The sequence below is a fragment of the Thioalkalivibrio sp. ARh3 genome (genome assembly GCF_000377265.1).
Lineage (GTDB): Bacteria > Pseudomonadota > Gammaproteobacteria > Ectothiorhodospirales > Ectothiorhodospiraceae > Thioalkalivibrio > Thioalkalivibrio thiocyanoxidans.
Genome location: NZ_KB897947.1, coordinates 200,225 through 222,975 on the forward strand (window position 1 = coordinate 200,225; position 22,751 = coordinate 222,975).

Consider the following 22,751-nt stretch of genomic DNA (forward strand, 5'->3'; position numbering starts at 1 on the left):
CCTACTTGATCTTGTCGTCCAGATCGTCGGTATACCCGAGCAGGGTATGTGGCGGTGGCGCCTCTTTCTGGTACTTGGTGGGCGTGACGGCCTCGGTCTGATGCAGGCTTTTCCAGAGCCCGATCACCATCACCAGCATTACCACCGAAAACGGCAGGCCAACACTGATCGCCGCCGCCTGCAGCGCGGCCAGCCCCCCCGCCAGCAACAGGATCGAGGCCACAACCCCCTCGAGGACCGCCCAGTAGACCCGCTGGGTCACGGTCGGGTTGCGCACGTCGCCGGACGCCAGGGTGTCGATGACCAGCGAGCCCGAGTCAGACGAGGTCACAAAGAAGGTCACGATCAGGACCGTCGCAGCGGCCATCACCGCCACCGCAAACCAGTCCCACAACGGCATGGCCTGAATGGTCGCGAACAACGCGGTGGACACGCTTTCCTCGACCGCCCCGGTCAGGTCGGCCACGCCACCGAGCTCGTAGCTCATCGCGGTACCGCCGAACACGGCCAGCCAGACGAAGGCCGCAGCGGTCGGGGCCAGCAGCACGCCCACCACGAACTCGCGAATGGTGCGCCCGCGCGAGACGCGCGCAATGAACATGCCGACATACGGCGCCCAGGAGATCCACCAGCCCCAGTAGAAGATGGTCCAGGCGGTGGCCCAGCCGGTCTCGTCGATGGTATCGGCCCACAGGCTCATCGCGGGCAGGTGCTGCACGTAGGTGCCGGTGGACTCCACCAGCACGCGCAGGATAAACAGCGTCGGCCCCATGATCAGCAGCAGCGCGAGCAGGATCACCGCCAGCCCGATATTGAAGTTGGACAGCCGCTTGATGCCCTTGTCGATCCCGAGGGCAACCGAGCCCACCGCAATCAGGGTGATGATCGCGACCAGGGTGATCTGCATGGTCGTGGATTCCTCGATCCCGAACACGAAGTTCAGGCCCGAGTTGATCTGCATGACCCCGAGACCCAGCGAGGTCGCCACCCCGAACATGGTCCCGAACAGGGCCAGGATATCGATCAGGTGCCCCCAGGGGCCGTAGATGCGATCACCGATGAACGGATACAGCGAGGAGCGGATCAGCAGCGGCAGGTTATGCCGGTAGGCGTAATAGGCCAGCGACAGGCCGACGACGATGTAGATCGCCCAGGCGTGCAACCCCCAGTGGAAGAAGGTATAGCGCATCGCCTCGGCAGCGGCCTCGCTGGTCTCGCCCTCGGCATGCGGCGGACTCAGGTAGTGGTACATCGGCTCGGCGATGCTCCAGAACAGCAGCCCGATCCCCATGCCCGCCGAGAAGAGCATCGCAAACCACGCGGCGTAACTGAAACGGGGCGCCTCGAACTGGTCCCCGAGCCGTATGCCGCCGTAACGCGAGAACATCAAGTAAAGGGAAAAGACCAGAAAGACCGTCACCACCAGCATGTAGTACCAGCCGAGATACTCGGAGATGCCGGTCTGGAGCTGCTCGAAGATGCCCTCCGCTGTCGTCGGGAACAGGGCCCCGAACAGTACGAATGCGGCGATAACGGCGGTGGAAACCCAGAAGACCGGACTGCAGATCACACCGAACCCGGCGATCCGAGTCTGGTTCAGCCCCGGGCTCGAAGACGACTCTTCCATGGGTGGCTCCCCTTATCTTGTGTTGCGTTCCAACGCCGCACCGGCATGCTCGGCACACCCCCGGGACATTGCATCCCGAGCCTTCCTGTGTACCTGACGGTCGGGGACGCGCTCAGCCAGCGCAATCGCGGAGCCGACTGACGACGCCCTTACCGTAGCCAATGGCCTGACAAACTGCAAAGCACATTCCTGGCGCCCCTTCTCACGCACTTCGCGTCAGGAGAAGGCCTCGGGCCTGTCCGCCCACCCGTTCGCGCTCGATGTCCCAGCCGGGGCCGGCCACGAGCGCCGGATCGAGGTCCGATTCCAGCTCCGCATAGACGCGCGCACCGGGGGCCAGCCAGCCCTGCGCGACCAGGGCCGCCAGTGCCGGCGTCACACGCTCCTGCCCAAAGGGGGGATCGAGAAACACGAGATCAAAGGGGCCGCCTTCGGGCGGCTGGCTTAACAGGCGGGCTACGTCGTCGCGCCGGACATGCACCTGAACGGCACCGAGCCGCTCCCGGTTGGCCTCGAGCTGAGACGCCGCGCGCGCGTCACGCTCGACCAGCCAGACCTCCCGGGCTCCCCGCGAAGCCGCCTCGAACCCCAAGGCACCCGTCCCGGCATAAAGATCCAGCACCCGCGCCCCCGGGAGTTGCGGCTGCAGCCAGTTGAACAGGGTCTCGCGCTGGGCATCCGCGGTCGGGCGCAGGCCACCGACGGACGGCACCGGCAGCCACTGCCGGCGCCAGGCCCCGCCAATAATGCGGATGCGCGCGCTGCGCCCCGGCGGACCTCGCCTAGTCTTCCTGGCCACCAACGATGACCGTCACCAGGGCTTCGGGGTTGAGACGCTCGGCCAGCTGCGCATTCATCGTCTCCAGTTCCACCGCCTGCATGCGCTCGACATAGCGTTCCAGGTAGTCATCGGCCAGGCCGTAGAAGCCCATCATGCCCAGCAGACCGACGATGTCGCTGTTGGACGCCAGCGACAACGGGAACGAGTTGATCACGTTCTCGCGCGAGGCCTCCATCTCTTCGGGCTCCACGCCGTTGGCATGCCAGCGCAGCACCTGTTCGCGCAGGACCTCGGCGGCTTCATCGGCCTGATGTACACCGGTCTGCATATTGATCATGAAGGGGCCTTCGACCGCCATCGGCTGGAAACGGCTGTGCACGGAGTAGGCAAGGCCGCGGGCACTGCGCACCTCCTGGAACAGCCGCGACGTGAAACCGCCTCCGCCCAGGGCATGGTTGGCCAGCGTCAGCGCGAAATGGGCCTCGTCACCGCGGCTCAGGGCCGGAGCCCCCATGAAGATATGCGCCTGTTCGGACGGGAATGCGATCCGCTCCTCCACCGGCTCCTCGCGCATGGGTACCGGTGGCAGTGGATCCACCGCCCCACCAGCGGGCAGCGCGGCGGAGATCCGGTCGGCCAGTGCCTCGGCCTGCTCGCGGCTCACACCACCGGTGATCGCCAGCGAGCCGTTGCCCGCCGCGTAGTGGTGCTCGAAGAAGGCCCGCGCGTCGTCGCGCGTCATCGCCTCCAGCGAATCGACCTCGCCACCCGGCCAGCTGGCATACGGGTGGCCCTCGTACATCAGCTCGTAGAAGCGTCGGCTGGCCACTGCCGCAGGTTCCTGGCGCTCGCGCTGGAGGGACTGCAGGGCCTGGCGGCGGCTGCGCTCGAAATCGGCCTCGGGGAAGGCGGGGGCGGACAGCGCATCGGCCAGCGTGCCGACCGCCGTCTCCATCCAGTCCGGTTCGGTCAGCGTGCGCAGGCTGACGATCGCCATGTCGCGCAGGGAACTGGTGCTGAAGCGCGCGCCAACCGACTCGAAGCGCTCGGCCAGCTCGGAGGCATCCATGTCCTCGGTGCCGTGGCGCAGACTGCGGGAGGTCATCATGGCCAACCCCGGCAGATCGCCATCCCGTGCCGCACCGCCATCAAAGGTCAGGCGCAAGTCCACCATCGGCAGATCGGGCGCCTCGACATACAGGACCCGCAACCCCTCGTCGGTTTCCCAGCGGTCGACCTCCACCGCCTGTACCGGGATCGTCAGCAAGGTCAACGGCACCAGGGCCAGTCCCGCGAACAGAGACCGGCGCGATAGTTTCTTGATTGCGTGCAGCATTAGTGATCCCCCTCCGGATAGCCACCATCGAGGTCCGGGGCACCATAGGCCCCGGGTGCCGGGGCCTCCTCGTCATCCATCGGCTGCGGGTCGAGGACCCCGACCGTAAGCCGCTCGGGCACCAGGTACTCGCGCACCACGCGCTGGACGTCCTCGGCCGTCACCTCGCGCACCCGCTCCAGGAAACGATCGTTCTCCCGCCAGCCCACACCGACGGTCTCGAGCATACCCAGCTGGAAGGCCTGTGCCCGCACCGAGTCACGCTCGTAGACCTCCGAGGCAATCACCCTCGCCTGCACGCGCTCCAGTTCGCGATCATCCACGGGCTCGTCAGCCAGGCGATCGATCTCGTCCAGAAGCGCCTGCTCCAGGGTCTCGATATCCGTGTTCGAGGTCGGCACGGCGGCAACCATGAACAGGTCGTCCAGCCGCGCGAACGGGCTGTAGCGTGCCGAAGTGGCGCTCGCCAGCTCCTGCCCCCGGACCAGTTCGCGCGCAAAGCGCGAGGCCTCGCCCGAATCCAGGATCCCGGCAGCCACCAGCAGGGCGTAGGCGTCCTCATGCGAGTCCAGCGTGTTCAGCACCGGGGTCTTCCAGCCCATCATCAGAAACGGGACCTGGGCCGGGGCCTGCACGGTAATCCGGCGTTCCCCCGTCTGCGGGGTCTCCCGGCGCGGCTTGGCCTCCGGCACATTACCGCCGGGGATGGCGCCAAAGTGCTTCTCCGCGGCCGCAACCACCTCGTCGGCGTCGACATCGCCCACGACCACGACCACTGCGTTGCTGGGGTGGTAGTAGCGGTCGTACCAGTCCTGGAGATCTTCCAGGGTGTAGGACTCGATGTCGGTCATCCAGCCGATCACGGGCTGACCGTACGGGTGGTTGAAAAAGGCCGTGGCCATCAGCTGCTCGCGCAGCAGGGCGTTCGGCTGATCCTCCACGCGCAGGCGCCTCTCTTCCTGCACCACCCGCAGCTCCGGACGGAACTCGTCCTCCTGCAGCCGCAGGTGCTGCATGCGCTCGGCCTCCATGGCCATCACGGTCTCCCAGTGGTCGGCCCCGATCACCTGGTGGTAGCCAGTATAGTCACGCCCCGTAAACGCGTTCTCGCGACCACCCATACGCGCGACGACACGCGAGAACTCGCCCGGCTCGTACTTCTCCGAGCCGCGAAACATCATGTGTTCCAGCATGTGCGAGACACCGGTGATACCGCTGTGTTCATCAGCGGATCCCACGCGATACCAGACCATGTTGGCCACCACGGGTGCGCGCCGGTCCTCCAGCACCAGCACGGTCAGACCGTTGTCCAGCGTGGCCTCCACCACATCCGATTCGATCTCCAGCTCCCCGGCCACGACACTGGCACCGAGCAGCCAGACCACCATCCATCCAACGAGACTTCCGAGCACTGCTCTACGCATTGCAATACGATCCCCGTGCTAGCATGAACACTTTCTACTGGACCTCCTGAAACATGTTCGGTTTCCGCAAGAAGAAATCCGAAGAATCCGCCACGCCCCGCCCCGAACCCCAGCCGGAGGCCCCGCCGGAATCCGCAGCGGCCCCCGAGCCGGAACCCGACGCGCAACCGGCCCGAGGCGGCTGGTTCCAGCGCCTGCGCCAGGGCCTGGCCAAGACCGGTCAGGCGCTCGGCGGCGACCTCAAGAGCCTGTTCCGGCGCAAGATCGACGACGAGCTGTTCGAGGAACTGGAAGAGCGCCTGCTCCTGGCCGATGTCGGCCTGGATGCGACCCAGCGGATCATGGATCGTATCACCCGCGAGGTAAAACGGCGCGAACTGGACGACGCCGACGCCCTGATGGACGCGCTGGAGACCGCGATGGTGGAGATCCTGGAGCCGGTCTCGCGGCCGCTGGAGATCCCGCAGGCCGAGCGGCCGTTTTCGATCCTGGTGGTCGGCATCAACGGCGCCGGAAAGACCACCACCATCGGCAAGCTGGCGCACCGCTTCCAGGCCGAGGGCCGCTCGGTGCTGCTGGCCGCGGGGGATACCTTCCGCGCGGCCGCCGTGGAACAGCTGCAAACCTGGGGGGATCGCAATGGCGTCGCGGTCATCGCCCAGGGGACCGGGGCCGACTCGGCCTCCGTGGTCTACGACGGCCTCCAGGCCGCCCAGGCGCGCAGCACCGATATCCTGATCGCCGATACCGCCGGGCGCCTGCACACCCAGACCAACCTGATGGACGAGGTGCGCAAGGTGAAGCGCGTGATGGGCCGGCTGGACGAAAACGCCCCGGATGAAGTACTGCTGGTGGTCGATGGCGGCACCGGGCAGAACGCGCTGAGCCAGGCACGGCAGTTCCACGAGGCCCTGGGGCTGACCGGGATCGTGGTCACCAAGCTGGACGGGACCGCCAAGGGCGGCGTCCTGTTCGCGCTGGCGGAGCAACTGGGGGTACCCGTGCGCTTTATCGGCGTGGGCGAGAAGGCCGAGGACCTCCAGCGCTTCGATGCCCGCGCGTTCGTGCGGGCGCTGCTGGGTCGCGAGGAAAACTAGCCGGCATGATCCAGTTGCAGCGCGTAACCAAGCGCTTTGGCAGCGCGTCCGATGCGCTGTCCAGTGTCAGCCTGCGCGTGGATGCCGGCGCCATGGCCTTTGTCACCGGCCCGTCCGGGGCCGGCAAGAGCACCCTGCTGCGCCTGATTGCCGGACTGGAACGGCCCACCCGCGGCCGCATCCGCGTGAACGGGCACGAACTGGACCGCCTGTCCGCGCGCGCCATCCCGCGTTTTCGCCGCAGCATCGGGCTGGTCTTTCAGGACCACCGCCTGCTGTTCGACCGCCCCGTGTTCGATAACGTCGCCCTGCCCCTGGAGATCCTGGCCTACCGCCGCCCGGAGATGCGCAAGCGGGTGCGCGCGGCGCTGGACAAGGTCGGGCTGCTGCACAAGGAGACAGCCAATCCGCGCACGCTCTCGGCCGGGGAGCAGCAGCGTGTCGGCATCGCCCGGGCCATCGTGCACCGCCCCGTGCTGCTGCTCGCAGACGAACCGACCGGCAACCTGGACCCGGCCCTGTCGCAGGAGATCCTCGCGCTGTTCGACGACTTCAACCGCGTGGGCATGACCGCCCTGATTGCCAGCCATGACCAGGAACTGATCGGCCGCATGGGCAAACCGGTGCTGCACCTGGAAAACGGCCGCATCGAGGCCCGCGGCGGGGCCAGCGCATGAGACCCGGGCGCCGCCTGATCGATGCCCTGCCCGCCTGGCTGGACAGCCACCGCGATGCCGCCCGACGCAGTCTTGGCCGACGCCTGCAGGCACCGATCCTGAGTCTGATCACCATCGCGGTACTGGGCTTCATCCTCGCGCTCCCCGCGTATCTCTGGGTACTGCTGGACAATGCGCGCGCCCTGTCGGCGCATATCGACCACGATCCGCGCATCGCGCTCTATCTCGATCATGTCGACGAAGAGACCGCCGGGCGGCTCGAGGATGCGCTGGACGACGACGAGCGCGTTGCACGCTGGGAGCGCATCGACGCCGACACCGCACTCACCACGTACCGCGACAGCCTGCCAGACCCGGAGCTACTGGACTGGCTGGAGGACAACCCGCTGCCGGACGTAATCGACGTCGTACCCGCGAGCACGCAGCCCCACACGGTGGCCGCACTGCGCGAAGACCTGCGGGCGCTGGCGCCCGAGGCCGGGCTGGTCGCCGACGACGAGTGGGTACGCCAGCTCAACAGCCTGCACGAGCTGGGCCTGCGCATCCTGTCCGTAGTCGCCGCGCTGCTGGGCCTCGGGGCGGTGCTGATCCTGGCGCTCGCCACCGCCTCCGAGCTGCGCGAACGCCAGGAGGAGATCGCGATCTCGCGCATCAGCGGCGCCACCCACCGATTTCTGCGCCGCCCGTCGCTGTACGGGGGCGTGCTGACCGGGTTTGGCGGGGGCGTCTTCAGCGTGATTCTGCTACTGGCGGGGGTCGCGCTGAGCCGCGAACCGCTAACCGAGGCCGCCGCCGCCTTCGACCTGGAGTTCACCCTGCGCCTGCCGCATGCCGGGGATCTTCTGGGCCTGATCCTGGCAGGCCTGATATTGGGCTGGCTGGGCGCGCGACTGGGCAGCGGCCATGCCCTGCGCGATGCCCCCTGAGGCCGGCGGGATACCGGGTGAAGGGGGTGGAACTCCCGGAACTTTCGCCGGGTTTAGCACTCTATTTGCATGAGTGCTAATCTCTAACTTTATTCTCAGGAGGCATCCATCACGATGAGCAGCAAGGCCCTGGCAACCGTGCATGCAGACCTGCCCGTTCCCGTCGGGAACCTGGACCATTACATGCAGGCGGTCAGCCGGATCGAGGTACTGGACCCGGAACACGAGCGCGAGCTCGCGCGGTCGCTGCATGAACGCAACGACCTGGACGCGGCGCGCCAGCTGATCCTGCACAACCTGCGCTTTGTCGTGCATGTGGCCCGCGGCTACCAGGGCTACGGCCTGCCCCTGGGCGACCTGATCCAGGAGGGCAATGTCGGCCTGATGAAGGCCGTGCGGCGCTTCGACCCGAACCAGGGGGTGCGCCTGGTCTCGTTTGCGGTGCACTGGATTCGCGCGGAGATCCACGAGTTCATCCTGCGCAACTGGCGGATCGTGAAGGTGGCGACGACCAAGGCCCAGCGCAAGCTGTTCTTCAACCTGCGCAGCGCCAAGCAACGCCTCGGCTGGATGTCGAACGACGAGGTCTCGGCCGTCGCCCGGGACCTCGGGGTATCCGAGAAAGATGTCTGGGAGATGGAGCGGCGCCTGTCCAGCCAGGATGCGAGCTTTGATCCCGTGCCCGAGAGTGACGACGAGCAGACCTACCTGGCCCCGGCCCAGCGCCTGAGCCTGGAAGACATGAGCGACGACCCGGCGCAGATGGCCGAAGACGAGGACTGGGACCGCCATTATCAGGAACAGCTGGCCACCACGCTGGGCGAGCTGGACGACCGTTCGCGCGACATCCTGGCGCGGCGCTACATGAGCGAACCCAAGGCCACGCTGCACGAACTGGCGTCAGAATACGGCGTCTCCGCCGAGCGCATCCGCCAGATCGAGAACAGCGCGATCAAGCGTATTCGCGCGGCCTTCGCCGACTGACGCACCGCGTCGGCAACGCCCAACGAAAAAGGCCCCGACCGCTTGCGCGATCGGGGCCTTTTTCATGGCTGCCTGCGCCGCTCAGGCGGCGCCCGGAAACCCCCGGCTCAGCCGCCGAACAGGATGACCGAGAAGAAGCTCAGCCAGGAGAAGATGATCAGGCCGGCCGTGAAGGTCAGCGGGAAATTCTCGAAGGTAAACCAGTCACGCATGGCGCAATCCCCTGAAACGGTTCGAATTCGTATGCGCAAAGGGTACGCCGGAGCGCCAGGGGCGCGCAAGTTTCCGGATCGCTCTGCTCAGTCTTCCCGATCCCGGCGCGCGCCGGATTCGTGCTCGTTGTCGTTATCCGGGGTCGGAATGCGCGGATCATCGTCATCCATCAGGATGCGGTGGGCCGGCCCCTCCAGATCCTCGTACTGACCCGACCGGATCGCCCAGAACAGGACCAGGCCCACGACCAGTGCGAACAGCATCGCCAGCGGAATCAGCAGGTAAAGGATCGTCATAGTGGACAGTCTAAGGAAACGCGAATCCCTGGCTCAACCCGGGGGAGCGGCCGAAACCGTGCTGGCTGCACGGCTCGCGCGCTCGGGCGGCACAGCGACCCGGTCGCGCCCTGGACGCAGGCGCAGGGCATTCCCCACGACCAGCAGCGAGCTCATGGACATCCCCAATGCCGCCAGCCAGGGAGTGAGGAGGCCGGAAGCGGCGAACGGCAAGGCCACTACGTTGTAGCCGATAGCCCAGGCGATATTCTGGCGCACGATCCGGGTGGTTCGGCGGGCCTGGTCCAGCGCCTCCGGGAGCCGATCCAGGCGATCCGAGGTCAGCACGAGATCGGCCTGCGTCTGCGCCAGTCGGGTGCCGCCCCCCATGGCCAGCGAGACATCGGCCCCCGCGAGCACCGGTGCGTCGTTGATCCCCTCCCCAGCCATCAGCACCGTCCGGCCCCGGGCCTGGAGTTCGCGCACGTGGCGCAGTTTGTCCTCCGGCGTCAGGCCGCCATGGACACGCTCGATCCCCAGGTGTTCGGCGAAGCGCTGCCCCGCCTCCGGCCGGTCCCCGGTCAGCAGGACCACCTCGAGCCCGCGGGCGCGCAGTGTCGCAACAGTCTCGGCCGCCTCGGGCCGCGGTGTGTCAGCGAGCCAGAAGGTAGCGACCGGCTGGCCGTCCACCACCAGCCAGACCGGGGATGCGAACGGGCGGTCCACAGGGGCCTGTGCATCAGGGGGTTCCGCGCCAGACAGCATCGCACGCCCCCCAATCGCCACCTCGTGCCCGTCAATGCGCCCGGACAAACCGCTTCCCGGCTCGTTGTGTACGTCCTGCGCCTCCACACCAGGGGCAGGAACGGCTTCGCGGAAAGCCCGGGACAGCGGGTGCTCGGAATGGGCCTCCAGTGCCGCTGCCCAGGCACGCCAGTCCTGACCCGCGGGTGGCGCGGCATGATCCTGCTGGGCGACCAGGCGCGGGCGGCCCTCGGTCAGGGTTCCGGTCTTGTCGAGGCAGACGGTATCAACGCGGGCGAGGGCCTCCAGGGTGCGCCCGCGTGTGACCAGGAGTCCGAGACGCGAGAGCGTACCCGTGGTCGCCGTCAGGGCAACCGGCGTTGCGAGCGCCAGCGCACAGGGGCAGGTGGCGACCAGCATGGCGACCATCACCCACAAGGCCCGGCTCGGGTCGATCCACGCATACCAGACCAGACCCGCCAAGGCAGTCAGGATCAGGACGGCTGCGACAAACCACCCGGTGCCCGTCTCTGCGAGGCGGGCGATGCGGGGTTTCTCGCTCTGGGCACGATCGAGCAGGCGCTGGATCGCGGCCAGAGTGGTTTCGGCACCGACGCGACGGACCTGCACCACCAGCGGGCCATCCACGTTGACGGTACCGCCCACGACTTCGTCGCCGCTGGCGACCGGATCGGGATCCGGTTCGCCGGTAAGCAGGGCGCGATTGATGGTGGAGCGCCCCTGGACGACCACGCCATCAGCGGGGACCGATTCTCCGGGACGGACCCGCACACGGTCGCCGGGGACGAGCTCGCCAAGGGCGACGGGCGCCTCGTGGCCGTCGCCATCCAGACGATGCGCCAGGGCCGGCACAAGTCGGTCCAGACGATCGATCTCCTGACTCGCGTGCTGACGCGCGATCAATTCGAGGTAGCGGCTGGTGAGCAGGAAGAACACAAACATGACCACGGACTCGAAATACACATGCTCGCCCGTTCCGAGAAAGACCGCGTAGAGACTCGCCACGTAGGTCACGATAATCGCCAGACTGACCGGGACATCCATGCCGAGGCGCCTCTGGCGGAGGTCACGCCAGGCGCTCTGGTAGAAGGGAATCGCCGAATAGAAGACCACCGGAGTGGTCAGGCCGGCCGCCACCCAGCGCATGAACTGCATCAGGTCGGCGTGCTGGGGATCGTCCTCGCCCAGCCAGATGGCAACCGCCAGCATCATCACCTGCATCATGCCGAGCGCCGCAACCCCGATCCGGCGCAGCGCCAGGCCACGTTCGCGGGCAATGGCTTGTTCGCGGGTGCCCGGGTCGTACGGGTGGGCGTGATAGCCGATATCGCGAATCGCCTTCAGGATCGCGGACAGGGCAATACGTTCCGGGTCCCAGACCAGGCGGGCGCGGTGGGTCGAGTAGTTGATGTTGAATTCGAGCACACCCGGGAGCGACTGCACGTGTCGCTCGTTCAGCCAGACACAGGCGGCACAGGTGATCCCCTCGAGAATCAGTGCGGCTTCGCGCCGGGCCTCGCCATGCCCCATGGCCGGGTCGTTACGGGTGACGAAAGAGCGCTGGACGGCCTCGGTGTCGAATAATTCAAGTTCGCGCAGTTCGTCGGGCACCAGTGGCTGGCCCGCCTGACCCGGTGGCGCTGGACGGTGGTGATAGTAGGCACCGAGCCCACGCTCGATGATGGCTCCGGCCACGGCCTGGCAGCCGGGGCAACAGGTGGGCCGTTCGCGCCCTTCGAACTCGACCGGATAGTGAGCGCCCTCCGGTACCGGAAGGCCGCAATGAAAGCAGTCAGCCACCGCCCCGGCAGTTCCAGCGGGCGATTCCGGCACGGGACGAGATCCCCTCACCGGCGGTTACGCAAACCTAGCTCGACTCGCCACGAACGCGCGTACGCGCCTGCTGCTCCACAAGCTGTCCGTCGTGCTCGACGTGGAACCGCAGGTCCCAGCGCCCCGGAGCGGGCAGCGTGAGCTCAACCTGATAAAGCCCCTCGCCTACGGACTGCATTCGGAAGGCCTGGTCTTGTCGTTCGTCGGCGACCCACATGAACAGGCCGTTGATATCGGCATCGGAGATCGGGCGCCCCTCGGCGTCGTGGACCTCTACCTGGAACGTGGCGGTCTCGCCCTGAACCGGGCTTTCCACCCAGCCCTGGCGCACCTGCCAGCCCAGTTCGCGCTGCTCCTGGAGACGCGACATGCGGTGGACTGCCAGGGCCTCGTCACGCTCCTGGATGCCGCCGACGGTTCCGGGGAAGGCCGAGGTCACGCGCTCAGCGGGTGTCTCGGGCTCGGGCAGCAGGGTACCGATATAGCGCTCCGGCATGCCGTTATGGGCCAGCGTGATCAGCACGGCCTGAACTGAGGCAATGATCGTGAAGAAGCCAACGATCACCAGGGGCGCCCAGTGGAAGCGGAAGCTGCCCTTCTCGCCGTTCGCGGCCTCCGCCTCCTTCTGCGTTAGGATGATCCCGAGCCCGTACGGGACGATGATGTACAGGGCCAGATGGATCGCGAACACGTCGGCGCCCTGCCACGTCAGAATCGAGGCCGGGATAAAGACGAACAACATGATCGCCACCACGACCGCAGCGGTGTGGTAGGCGCGAAGGCGCGTGAACTTGTAGATCAGCGCGAACAACAGTGCCAGTGCGGCACTGCCAAGCCCCAGGGAAATGACAAGGTTACTCATGATGTCTTCATCGTCTCGTTCCGGCGCAGCAGGGTATCACTCGGCTGGCGGTGCGCCAGTTTCGTCAGCCGTATTGTCGGTTTTCGGGGCTTCAGCGATGGCTGAAGCGGGCATCGGCCTCGACCGGGTCAATCCGGCCCTCGCGGTCACTGATCACGAAGTAGAAACGGATGGGTGAATCCGCCCCGTCCTCGACTTCGTGGCGCACGCGCGCCAGCACCGTCAGCCGCTGCCCGGGCTCAAGCTGGATATCGCGAACCTGCCCCAGGTCGAGCTCCGCGCCTTCGAGCCCCTCAAGGTCGAGGGTGAAGTCCAGTTCCTCCTGGGAGACATTATTCAGGCGCAGTTCGTAGCTGTTCTGTACGCGCCCATCGGACATCTGCACGAACAACGGCTGCCGCACCTGGTTAACGTTCACGTCCACCGGGGGGCGCTCAATAATGCTGAACACGAGCGCCCCGAGGACCACCAGTATGGCCGCCCCGTAACCCAGGCTCTTGCCCTTCAGCCAGCGGGTCTTCTCGCCCTGCAGCTCGCGTTCCGAGGAGTAACGGATCAGACCGCGCGGCCAGCCCTGCTTGTCCATGATCGTGTCGCAGGCATCAATGCACAGCGCGCAATGGATACACGACACCTGCAAGCCGTCGCGGATGTCGATCCCGGTGGGACAGACCTGAACGCAGTAGCCACAGTCGATGCAGTCACCGACCCCCGCCGCCTGACGCTCCTCGCGCGTCTTCAGTCCGGCCTGGACCTTCGCCCGCCCGGCCGTCCCCTCGCCCCGGTTCGGATCGTAGGAGACGATCAGGGTGTCGCGGTCGAACATCACGCTCTGGAAACGGGCATACGGGCAGATGAAGGTACAAACTTGCTCGCGCGCCAGCCCGGCGAAGGTGTACGTCGTAGCGGTCAGCAGCCCCGCGGTCACATAGGCGGCAAACCGCGCATCCCCGGTGACGAAATCGCGCACGAGCGTCGGGGCATCCCCCCAGTACAGCACGAACCCAAGCGCCGTGGCGAAGGCGACAAGCAGCCACGACAGGTGCGTCGCACCCAGCTTCAAGACCTTCTCGGCATTCCAGGGTTGCTTGGACAGGCGGATACGGGCCGGACGCTCGCCCTGGATCTTCCGCTCCAGATACATGAACACGTCGGTCCACAGCGTCTGGAAGCAGAAATAACCGCAGAAGACGCGGCCCAGCACGCCGGTCACAAAGAACAGCAGCAAGGCCGCCAGGACAAGGATTCCCGCGAGCCAGAAGATATCCTGCGCGTAGACGACCAGATCAAACAGGAAGAACTGCCGGTTCGGGATGTCGAACAGCACGGCCTGGCTCGGCCCGAACTCGCGATCCCAGCGCAGCCACGGGAGTCCGAAGAACACCCCGTAGGCCAGGAAGAGGATCCCGGTCTTGAGGTTACGAAAGCGCCCCTTGACCGATCGCGGATGGATCGGGATGCGGGCCTCGTACATTGGCTGGGCTTGCGCCATGAATCCTCCCGGGCATGAACCCGGCGTGCGCACACCACTATGTGCGTGGGAATGTCTTCCCAACGGAAGCAGGGCCCGGTGCGGCGGTCAAGAAACCCGCGCGCGAGCCCTGTAGTGCGGCCCGGGACTCTTTACGTGGAGAGAGCCCCGGGATCCAAATCCTTACTGACCACCACCCAGCGAATGCACGTACGCCGTCAGCATCTTGATTTCGTCATCCGAAAGCCGATCGGCGAAGCCGGGCATCTCGCGCTGAATGCCATCGCGGATAAAATTGGACACCAGGCGCAGGCGCTCGGAATCGCTTTCCGCACCCGGGACGTCAATCAGACCCCACAGGTTGTTGGTCAGATTGGGCGCCCCCTGCGAGGCCAGTCCCTGCCCTTCCTCGCCGTGGCACTGGAAGCAGCCCCCTTCCATACCGGTGAAGATACGTTCACCGGCATCCGCCATGTCGGCGTCGACATCGTAGTCGTTCAGCGCCAGGACATACGCCGCCACTTCGTTGAGCTGGTCGCTGCTGAGGGTGTTGCGATAGCCCGGCATGTAGCCCAGGCGACCCTCGCGGATCGTTTGCTCGATCTGATCCACGGTGCCGCCCCACTTCCAGTGGTCGTTACGCAGGTTCGGGTACTGACCGATCACGCCGGCGCCACCCACCTGGTGACACGCCGCGCACCAGGTCCCGAACGAGCCCTGGGCATACGCGTTCACGAAGCTCATCGAATCGGCATCGGCCAGGATCGTCTCGTAGTCCTGGGCGGCGACCTGTTCCAGCATCTCGCGCTGACGCACCGCGTATTCGCCGGTCTGCATGTCGCGGGCCAGCAGGGCACGGGTATTCCAGTGCGTGGTGCGTTCCTCGCCATCGACCTCGTAGGTAATGGTGGCAAAGCCCTTGGTAAAGGTGTCACCGATGGGCCAGGCCGGATAGATCAGCCAGTAGACCAGCGCGAACACGACCGTGGCGTAGAAGCCCCACAGCCACCAGCGCGGGAGCGGGTTGTTGTATTCCTGGAGGTTCTCGTCCCAGACGTGCCCAGTGGTCTCGACCTGATTCTTGTCGCCCTGGTTTTTATCGCGATTGTCCTGTGTGCTCATTGCTTTTCGCTCTCGGTTTTGTCGCGCCGGGCCGTGGGCTCCAGGTGCGAATCATCTTCTTCCAGAGGAATGTAGCGATACGTCTCGAACTTCCTGGCCCGGCTCGGCTTGGCGAACAGGTAAATCACGATTCCGATGAACGTGCTCATGAACAGCACCAGCGCGAACATCTTGCTGTTGCCGAGATCCGTGATCCATTCCCAGGCTGCTGCCATTTCTCCCAACCTTGGCCGGGCCGAATTCCCTAGCGGAATTCGGCGAAGTGGCCGTCGTCGTATTCGCTAAAGTCCACCATAGTGCCGAGCACCTGCAGGTAGGCCACCATGGCGTCCATCTCGGAGATGAACGAGGAATCGCCGTCGAAGTTCTCGGCCTGCGCCTGCTCGATCAGCATTTCCTCGGCGTTGTTGATGTCGAACATCCGCGCGTGCTCTTCGCCGAACTTCTCGACGTTGGCCTCGTACTCCTCTTCGGTAATGGAGTACGGCACGCCCACTCGCTTCAGGGCACGCATGCGCGCCGCGACATCGGAGTAGTCCAGCGGTGTGGTCGCCAGCCACGGATAGCCGGGCATGATCGACTCGGGCACCAGGGACTGCGGGTCGATCAAGTGCTGGACCTGCCACTCGTTGGAGTACTTGCCCCCCACACGCGCCAGATCCGGTCCGGTTCGCTTGGAGCCCCACTGGAAGGGATGGTCATACATCGACTCCGCCGCCAGCGAGTAGTGGCCGTAGCGCAGCATCTCGTCACGGAACGGACGCACCATCTGCGAATGGCAGGTGTAGCAGCCCTCGCGGACGAAGATGTCTCGCCCGCGCTGTTCCAACGGGGTGTAGGGGCGCACGCCGTCCACTTCTTCGATCGTGTCGTCGATGTAGAACAGCGGGACGATTTCGACCAGGCCGCCCACACTGATCACCGCGAGCGTCAGGATGATCAGCAGGCCGGCATTGGTTTCAACGCTTTCGTGCTTCATGGATCTAGTCTCTCCCTATCAGGCCGTGCGGGCTTCGGCCGCGCGGGCTTCTTCACGCTCGCGAGCTTCGGACTTGATGCCCATGCGGACGGTCATGGCGATGTTCCAGGCCATGATCAGCATGCCGGCGAGGAAGAACCCGCCACCAATGGCACGCACCACATACGGACGGTGCAGGAACACCACCGACTCGGTGAAGGTGTAGGCAAGGTTCCCGTACTGGTCGAAGGCACGCAGCATCAGGCCCTGACCGATACCGGCCACCCACATCGCGGTGATGTACAGCACGATCCCGATGGTCGCCAGGAAGAAGTGCACATACACCAGCTTGAGGCTGTACAGGTTGACCCCCCACAGACGCGGGATCAGATGGTACAGCGAACCGAAGGTGATCATCGCCACCCAGCCCAGTGCACCGGAGTGCACGTGGCCGACGGTCCAGTCGGTGTAGTGCGACAGCGCGTTCACGCTCTTCAGCGACATCATCGGACCTTCGAAGGTCGACATGCCGTAGAACGACAGCGCGGTGATCAGGAACAGCATGATCGGGTCGGTGCGCAGCTTATCCCAGGCCCCCGACAGGGTCATGATCCCGTTGATCATGCCACCCCAGGAGGGCAGCAGCAGCAGGATGGAGAAGGTCGCCGCCAGGGTGGAGACCCAGTCCGGCAGGGCGGTCCAGTGCAGGTGATGCGCGCCCACCCACATGTACAGGAACACCAGCGCCCAGAAGTGGATGATCGACAGCTTGTACGAATAGATCGGTCGACCGGCCTGCTTGGGCACGAAGTAGTACATCATCCCGAGGAAGGCCGCGGTCAGGAAGAAGCCCACCGCGTTATGGCCGTACCACCACTGACGCATCGCGTCCTGCACCCCGGAGAACAGCGGGTAGGAGTGCGAGTGGAAGATGCCGACCGGCACCTCGAGGTTGTTGAAGATGTGCAGCAAGGCTGTCGCCAGGATGAACGACATGAAGAACCAGTTCGCCACATAGATGTGCGGCTGGTTGCGACGCAGCAGGGTCTGCAGGTAGATCCAGAAGTAGGCCACCCACACGACCAGGATGATGATGTCGATCTGCCAGTTGAACTCGGCGTACTCGCGGCCCTGGGTGATCCCCATCATGTAGGTAATCACGCCAAGGATCAGCGCCAGGTTCCACCCGTAGAAGGTGAAGCTCGACAGCGAATCACTGTACAGCCGTGTCTGACAGGTCCGCTGGACGACATAGTACGACGTCGCAAACAGCGCATTACCCCCGAAACCGAAGATGACCGCGGTGGTGTGCACCGGACGGAAACGGCCGAAGGTGATCTGGGCGATATCGAAGTTCAGGAACGGGAACGCGAGCTGCGAGGCAATCCAGACCCCCGCGGCCATGCCGAACACGCCCCAGAGGACGGCGGCAATCGCGAACCGCTTGACGATCGCGTAGTTGTACTGCTCGGTTGAAGCGACTGACGATGCGGGTACGGAACCCGCCGTAGTGGCTGCTTGCGACATGACTTTTTCCACCTTGCTGCGGGGAACACGGATGTCCCGATGGTTTCGGGGGGCGTGAACTTTACCCCATTCCAGACGCACAAAAAACCAAGACCGCCTGTAACACTCGGAAATAGTCCCAAGTCAGGCGGAACTTTCAGCGCCAGAGAGAATACATCTTTATGGGCGCGTTCTGCGAGGGGTCAGGCCATCCCAATTTGATCTGGATCAAGAGACCGGCCGAACCGGGATCACGCGGCCTTGCGGTCGCGAAGGCGGCGGGGCGTCCGGCACCCAGGCATGGCCGTACACGATCTCCCAGGTCGCCGGCAGGCGATCCTCGACCGCGAACGCCCGCGCATAGGCGCTGGCCACGGCCTGCAACCGGCGCGGGCCCAGCAGTCCACGCGCCCGCCCGGCCAGCGCATTGCGCACCCCTACCCCGCGCAGATCCCGCAGCAGGGTCTCGAAGTCGCCATAGGTAAGCGTCAGGGTCTCCTGATCCATCACGGGGTCCGCGAAGCCCGCACGCACCAGGGCATCGCCGATGTCATGCATATCGACAAACGCATTCACGTGTTGCGCGCCCCCGCCGTCGACCTGGGCAAAGGCCGCGCGCAGCTCGCGCAGGGTATCCGGGCCGAAGGTGGAAAAGGTCCACAGCGCCCCTGGCGCCAGCACGCGCCGCACCTCGGCAAAGGTCTGGTCGAGGCTGGAACACCACTGCAGCGCCGCGCTGGAGACCGCCAGATCGTAGTGCGCCTCCGGCAGAGGCAGGGCCTCGATATCCGCACAGGCGACCACAGGCCGTCGCCACCAGCGGCCGCGGCGCTGCGCCGCCGCGACCATGCCCGGGGCAAAATCGACACCGGTCAGCTCGGCCTTGCGGTAGCGCCGCGCCAGGAGGTCCAGCGCCTCCCCGGTCCCGCAGCCGAGATCCAGCACGCGGGCCGGCTGCAGCTTGACCAGATCGAGGCGCTCGAGCAGCCGCCCCTGGACCTCGCGCTGCAGTACCGCATGCGCCTCGTAGCCCGCGGCCGCCCGCCCGAAGGCCTCGCGTACGCGCGCCTTGTCCAGTGCGTATTCATCCACCTCCGTCATGGGTCGCCGACCACTCCAGTGCCGCTACAAACTCATTGATAAAGGCCGCCACGGGCGCCGGGTCCTGCCACCACTGCGCATGCCCCCCGGGCAGCACAGCCAGCCGGGCATCCGGGCGCAGCCTGCGCAGGTCTTGCGCCACGGCGGGGGGCACCAGCGCATCGCCCTCGGCGAGACAGGCGCCGACCGGCCCCGGACTGGACTGCCAGCAGGCGCGCTGGTCGCGCTCCATCAGACAGGCCAGCCCGGCCGCGAGCCCCTGGTCGGTCGCCGGGGTACCCTCCAGCTCGCTCACCAGATCGGCGGCCAGCGAGGCCGCCTCCGGCGTCCCCCTGGCGCAGAGCATGGCCAGGCGCCGGTGCAGCCGCCGCCGGGGTCCGTCGAGAGCCAACTGAAAGTCCGCAAGCTCCGCGGCCGGCAGCGCATGCGTCCAGTCCGGGGCCGCTGCAAAACGCGGCGTGGAATTAAGCAGCATCAGCCCCCGGGTATCCGGCATCCTGCGCGCCAGTTCCAGCGCGATCAGTCCACCCAGCGACCAGCCGGCCCAGACCGGACGTGAAAGCGTAGGCGGCAGCTGGGCACGGATGGCCTCGCAGGTGGCCACAGGATCGCCCAGGGCGTCGCCGGCGGCGAGTTCCCCGTGCCCGGGCAGGGCCGGCGCGTGGATCTCGACCTCGGGCAGCGCGGCGCGCAACGGTGCCCAGACCGAGGGCGAGAACCCCCAGCCGTGCAGCAGCACCAGGGTCGGGCGCGTCATCGCGAGCCAACCCCCCGCCATCCTGAACGCAGCGCCCCGGCTTGCGTATCATGGGCGCCGGTTCGCCCCACACCCCACCCAACCGAATCTTCAGGTCGAGTTTGCATGGACATCGTACTGGGCATTGTCATCGCGTATCTGCTGGGATCGCTTTCCACGGCCATCGTCGTGAGCAAGTTGCTGCGGCTGCCGGACCCGCGCCAGACGGGCTCGGGCAACCCCGGTGCGACCAACGTACTGCGCTACGGCGGCAAGAAGGCGGCCATCATCACGTTGATCGGGGATGTCGGCAAGGGCTGGTTGCCGGTGTTCATCGCCGCCCAGCTCGGCATCTTTCCGACCTGGGCGCTCGGCCTGATCGGCCTGGCCGCCTTCCTCGGACACGTGTTCCCCGTGTACTACGGCTTTCGCGGCGGCAAGGGCGTGGCCACCGCGCTGGGCGTGCTGCTGGCACTCAACCCGCTGGTCGGCGGGCTCACGCTGCTGACCTGGCTCGTGGTCGCCGCGATCTGGCGCTACTCCTCCCTGTCGGCCCTGGTGGCTGCAGCCCTGGCGCCCGTCTATTTCGTATTCCTCGAGCCGGATTTCTGGGTCGCACTGATCGTGGCGGCCATGGCGGTGGTGCTGTTCATCCGCCACGACAGCAACATCCGTCGCCTGATGCGCGGCGAGGAAGGCAAGATCGGCTACAAGAAGGACGAGGCCGAGGCGGAAGAACCGCCGCGAGACTAGCCTTTTGCCTCAGGCGGAGAGTTCCGCCAGCGGCCAGCGGGCACGCGCCGTGATCGCCGGGGCCTGATCGTCGGGCGCCCAGCCCGCCTGCAGGCGGCGCAGCCCGGCGAGCGCGATCATCGCGCCGTTGTCCGTGCAGAACTCGATCCGCGGGAAATACACCGGCACGCCCTGCTGCGCGGACATCGCCTGCAGCCCGGCGCGCAGCCGGGTATTCGCGGCCACCCCGCCGGCGACCACCAGCGCCGGGGCCTGGCTCTGCTCCAATGCCCGGCGGGTCTTCTCCACCAGGGTCTCGCTGACCGCCTCCTCGAACGCGCGCGCGACATCCTGCGGGCGGTATTCCTGCTTGTTCAGCGCGGTCAGCACGGCCGTCTTCAGGCCGGAAAAGCTCATGTCCAGCCCCGGCCGGTCGAGCATCGGGCGCGGCAGGCGCAGGGCATCGCTCGCCCCCTGCTCGGCCAGGCGCGACAGGGCAGGGCCGCCGGGATAACCCAGCCCCAGGAGCTTGGCGGTCTTGTCGAAGGCCTCGCCGGCGGCGTCGTCGATGCTCTCGCCCAGCAGTTCGTAGTCGCCCAGAGACCGGGCATGGATCAGCTGCGTGTGCCCACCCGAGACCAGCAGCACCAGGAACGGGAAATCGAGTCCGGCGTCTTCCAGGAACGGGGCGAGCAAATGGCCTTCGAGGTGGTGCACCGGCATCACCGGCACGCCCCAGCCCCAGGCGAGCGAGCGTGCGACCGAGGCCCCCGTCAGCAGGGCCCCGAGCAGTCCCGGCCCGCCGGTATAGGCGATTGCATCCAGCTCGGGCCCCTTCACGCCCGCCTCGTCCAGCACCGCCCGCAGCAGTGGCAGCAGGCGCCGGATGTGATCGCGCGAAGCGAGTTCCGGCACCACGCCGCCGTAGACCGCGTGCAGGTCAGTCTGGCTGTACAGCCGGTGCGCAAGCAGACCGCGCTGATCATCGATCAGCGCCACGCCCGTCTCGTCGCAGGAGGTCTCGATACCCAGGACTTTCATAAGCGCAGCATGCCTCGGGGCACGGGTACGGGGAAGGATTCCGGGCGAACCGGACGGAATTGCGAGCCCTTCACAGGCGGCCGCGCCGATCGGGAATCGCGGAGAAGTCGAGCGCGGCACTACGGCGCCCGAGGGTCATCACCTGAAAGCGCTCGCCCATCTCTCCAGGCAGGGTCAGCATGCGCACGGCCTGGGCGGCCTGCATGGTCTTGCGGGCATCCTCGCCACTGCCGACGCGCGCCTCGAAGCGCTGTGCCAGGCCCGCACCCAGCAGGAACTCGCCCTGCGCCGCATAGCCGAGCACATCGAGCCCCGCCGCGTCCGCGGCCTCGGCCACCGCAGTGAAATCGACGCTGGCCGTCAGATCCATCAGCCCGGGCTGCGCCAGGGGGTCCAGCATCATCTGCTGACGGTAATAGCCGACCAGCGTGCCCTGGTGGCGCTCCGGGGCGTAATACGCCGCCCGCGGAAAACCGTAGTCAACCAGCAGCGCGACACCCTGTTCCAGGCAGGACGCCACGCTCGCAATCCAGGCCGCCTGCGCCGGGCGCCACTCGGAGGTATACCCGTCGGGCCAGGGGCCATGTGCCGCCTGCAGCTCGCGCACGACCTCCGCCAGCGGTTCCGCAGCCGGCTGTTCCGCCAGCACAAGGGCACCGTCGCCATCCACGGTGACACCCATCTGCCAGGGCTGGCCCTCGCGCCAGCGAAAGAGCTCCACCGGCAGCGCGTCGAGCACCTCGTTCGCCAGTACCACACCCCGGATTGGCTCCTCGGGCAGGGCATCGAGCCATTCCACCCGGGCGTACTCCTCCGGCTCCAGGCGTTCGGCCAGGTGCTCCTGCTGCATGGCCCGCAGGTCCGGGCTGACCTCGATGATCTTGAAGCACTGCCAGCCCACACCCAGCTCGCGCAGTGTCACGAGCACATCGCCGGCCAGCCGCCCGCTGCCCGCGCCAAACTCCAGCAGCTGCCCAGCCCCCGCCAGCTCGTCGCGCAGCAGCGGGGCCAGCCAGCTGGCCAGGGTCTCGCCGAACAGCGAGGACAGCTCCGGCGCAGTCACGAAATCCCCGCCCGCGCCCAGCTTGCGCGCCCCGTTCACGTAATAGCCGAGCCCCGGCGCGTACAGCGCCTGGTGCATGTAATCGACAAACGGGAGGAACCCGCCGTGCTCGGCGATACTCTGTTGCAGGGAGTCGTACATCTGCCGCGCGATGGCGGCGGCCGGGTCATCCGGCGTGGTTGTGCTAGGTTTCGGCGGCAGCATGGCGACAAATGGTACCA

21 protein-coding genes are annotated in these 22,751 nt (G+C 66.5%); 5 read left to right on the forward strand and 16 right to left on the reverse strand.

Features of this window, described 5'->3' with window-relative positions:
• Position 1: 1 nt before the first annotated feature.
• The 4 genes from C995_RS0100935 to C995_RS0100950 all read right to left on the reverse strand — a co-directional run bounded on the left by C995_RS0100935 (position 2) and on the right by C995_RS0100950 (position 5,132).
• Positions 2 to 1,627: a BCCT family transporter gene (locus tag C995_RS0100935; RefSeq protein WP_018863141.1), complete on the reverse strand. Its 1,626-nt coding sequence runs from the start codon at positions 1,625 to 1,627 to the stop codon at positions 2 to 4.
• Between the two features lie 202 nt (positions 1,628 to 1,829).
• Entirely contained in the window at positions 1,830 to 2,372 is a 543-nt protein-coding gene (rsmD, locus tag C995_RS0100940) for a 16S rRNA (guanine(966)-N(2))-methyltransferase RsmD (RefSeq protein WP_231362402.1), read from the reverse strand.
• Between the two features lie 37 nt (positions 2,373 to 2,409).
• Positions 2,410 to 3,744, reverse strand: a complete 1,335-nt coding sequence (locus C995_RS0100945; RefSeq protein ID WP_018863143.1) for a pitrilysin family protein — start codon at positions 3,742 to 3,744, stop codon at positions 2,410 to 2,412.
• Positions 3,744 to 5,132, reverse strand: coding sequence for a pitrilysin family protein (locus tag C995_RS0100950; RefSeq protein WP_018863144.1), 1,389 nt, complete (start codon positions 5,130 to 5,132; stop codon positions 3,744 to 3,746). The genes C995_RS0100945 and C995_RS0100950 overlap by 1 nt, the downstream gene beginning before the upstream one ends.
• A gap of 89 nt (positions 5,133 to 5,221) precedes the next feature.
• Here C995_RS0100950 and ftsY point away from each other — a divergent pair, with 89 nt between their 5' ends.
• The 4 genes from ftsY to rpoH all read left to right on the forward strand — a co-directional run bounded on the left by ftsY (position 5,222) and on the right by rpoH (position 8,852).
• A complete protein-coding gene (gene ftsY / locus C995_RS0100955; RefSeq protein ID WP_018863145.1) occupies positions 5,222 to 6,265 on the forward strand; it encodes a signal recognition particle-docking protein FtsY in 1,044 nt (347 codons plus the stop codon).
• A 5-nt stretch (positions 6,266 to 6,270) separates the two neighbouring features.
• Entirely contained in the window at positions 6,271 to 6,942 is a 672-nt protein-coding gene (ftsE, locus tag C995_RS0100960; RefSeq protein WP_018863146.1) for a cell division ATP-binding protein FtsE, read from the forward strand.
• A complete protein-coding gene (locus C995_RS0100965) occupies positions 6,939 to 7,868 on the forward strand; it encodes an ABC transporter permease (protein ID WP_018863147.1) in 930 nt (309 codons plus the stop codon). The genes ftsE and C995_RS0100965 overlap by 4 nt, the downstream gene beginning before the upstream one ends.
• Before the next feature lie 114 nt (positions 7,869 to 7,982).
• Complete coding sequence (gene rpoH / locus C995_RS0100970; protein ID WP_018863148.1) at positions 7,983 to 8,852, forward strand: RNA polymerase sigma factor RpoH; 870 nt, start codon at positions 7,983 to 7,985, stop codon at positions 8,850 to 8,852.
• A 299-nt stretch (positions 8,853 to 9,151) separates the two neighbouring features.
• On the opposite strand, the gene ccoS is transcribed toward rpoH, so the two are convergent.
• The 10 genes from ccoS to C995_RS0101025 all read right to left on the reverse strand — a co-directional run bounded on the left by ccoS (position 9,152) and on the right by C995_RS0101025 (position 19,715).
• Positions 9,152 to 9,361: a cbb3-type cytochrome oxidase assembly protein CcoS gene (ccoS, locus tag C995_RS0100980; protein ID WP_018863150.1), complete on the reverse strand. Its 210-nt coding sequence runs from the start codon at positions 9,359 to 9,361 to the stop codon at positions 9,152 to 9,154.
• Between the two features lie 33 nt (positions 9,362 to 9,394).
• Positions 9,395 to 11,956, reverse strand: coding sequence for a heavy metal translocating P-type ATPase (locus C995_RS0100985; protein ID WP_026278867.1), 2,562 nt, complete (start codon positions 11,954 to 11,956; stop codon positions 9,395 to 9,397).
• Between the two features lie 16 nt (positions 11,957 to 11,972).
• Positions 11,973 to 12,800, reverse strand: a complete 828-nt coding sequence (locus C995_RS0100990; protein ID WP_018863152.1) for a FixH family protein — start codon at positions 12,798 to 12,800, stop codon at positions 11,973 to 11,975.
• A gap of 91 nt (positions 12,801 to 12,891) precedes the next feature.
• The gene (gene ccoG / locus C995_RS0100995; RefSeq protein WP_026278868.1) at positions 12,892 to 14,292 is read right to left on the reverse strand and encodes a cytochrome c oxidase accessory protein CcoG; all 1,401 of its coding nucleotides are present in this window, start codon (positions 14,290 to 14,292) and stop codon (positions 12,892 to 12,894) included.
• 162 nt (positions 14,293 to 14,454) lie between these two features.
• A complete protein-coding gene (ccoP, locus tag C995_RS0101000; RefSeq protein ID WP_018863154.1) occupies positions 14,455 to 15,393 on the reverse strand; it encodes a cytochrome-c oxidase, cbb3-type subunit III in 939 nt (312 codons plus the stop codon).
• Entirely contained in the window at positions 15,390 to 15,608 is a 219-nt protein-coding gene (locus tag C995_RS0101005; protein WP_012981575.1) for a cbb3-type cytochrome c oxidase subunit 3, read from the reverse strand. The genes ccoP and C995_RS0101005 overlap by 4 nt, the downstream gene beginning before the upstream one ends.
• 29 nt (positions 15,609 to 15,637) lie before the next feature.
• The gene (ccoO, locus tag C995_RS0101010; protein ID WP_018863155.1) at positions 15,638 to 16,372 is read right to left on the reverse strand and encodes a cytochrome-c oxidase, cbb3-type subunit II; all 735 of its coding nucleotides are present in this window, start codon (positions 16,370 to 16,372) and stop codon (positions 15,638 to 15,640) included.
• Positions 16,373 to 16,390: 18 nt separating this feature from the next.
• Entirely contained in the window at positions 16,391 to 17,878 is a 1,488-nt protein-coding gene (gene ccoN, locus C995_RS0101015; RefSeq protein ID WP_018863156.1) for a cytochrome-c oxidase, cbb3-type subunit I, read from the reverse strand.
• A gap of 207 nt (positions 17,879 to 18,085) precedes the next feature.
• On the reverse strand, positions 18,086 to 18,958 hold the full coding sequence (gene bioC / locus C995_RS0101020) for a malonyl-ACP O-methyltransferase BioC (RefSeq protein WP_018863157.1): 873 nt from the start codon (positions 18,956 to 18,958) through the stop codon (positions 18,086 to 18,088).
• A complete protein-coding gene (locus tag C995_RS0101025; RefSeq protein WP_018863158.1) occupies positions 18,942 to 19,715 on the reverse strand; it encodes an alpha/beta fold hydrolase in 774 nt (257 codons plus the stop codon). The genes bioC and C995_RS0101025 overlap by 17 nt, the downstream gene beginning before the upstream one ends.
• 105 nt (positions 19,716 to 19,820) lie before the next feature.
• Here C995_RS0101025 and plsY point away from each other — a divergent pair, with 105 nt between their 5' ends.
• On the forward strand, positions 19,821 to 20,447 hold the full coding sequence (gene plsY, locus C995_RS0101030) for a glycerol-3-phosphate 1-O-acyltransferase PlsY (protein ID WP_018863159.1): 627 nt from the start codon (positions 19,821 to 19,823) through the stop codon (positions 20,445 to 20,447).
• Between the two features lie 9 nt (positions 20,448 to 20,456).
• On the opposite strand, the gene tsaD is transcribed toward plsY, so the two are convergent.
• Together tsaD and C995_RS0101040 are read right to left on the reverse strand one after the other, a co-directional pair.
• Positions 20,457 to 21,467: a tRNA (adenosine(37)-N6)-threonylcarbamoyltransferase complex transferase subunit TsaD gene (tsaD, locus tag C995_RS0101035; RefSeq protein WP_018863160.1), complete on the reverse strand. Its 1,011-nt coding sequence runs from the start codon at positions 21,465 to 21,467 to the stop codon at positions 20,457 to 20,459.
• Positions 21,468 to 21,537: 70 nt separating this feature from the next.
• Entirely contained in the window at positions 21,538 to 22,671 is a 1,134-nt protein-coding gene (locus tag C995_RS0101040) for a class I SAM-dependent methyltransferase (protein ID WP_018863161.1), read from the reverse strand.
• Positions 22,672 to 22,751 lie beyond the last annotated feature (80 nt).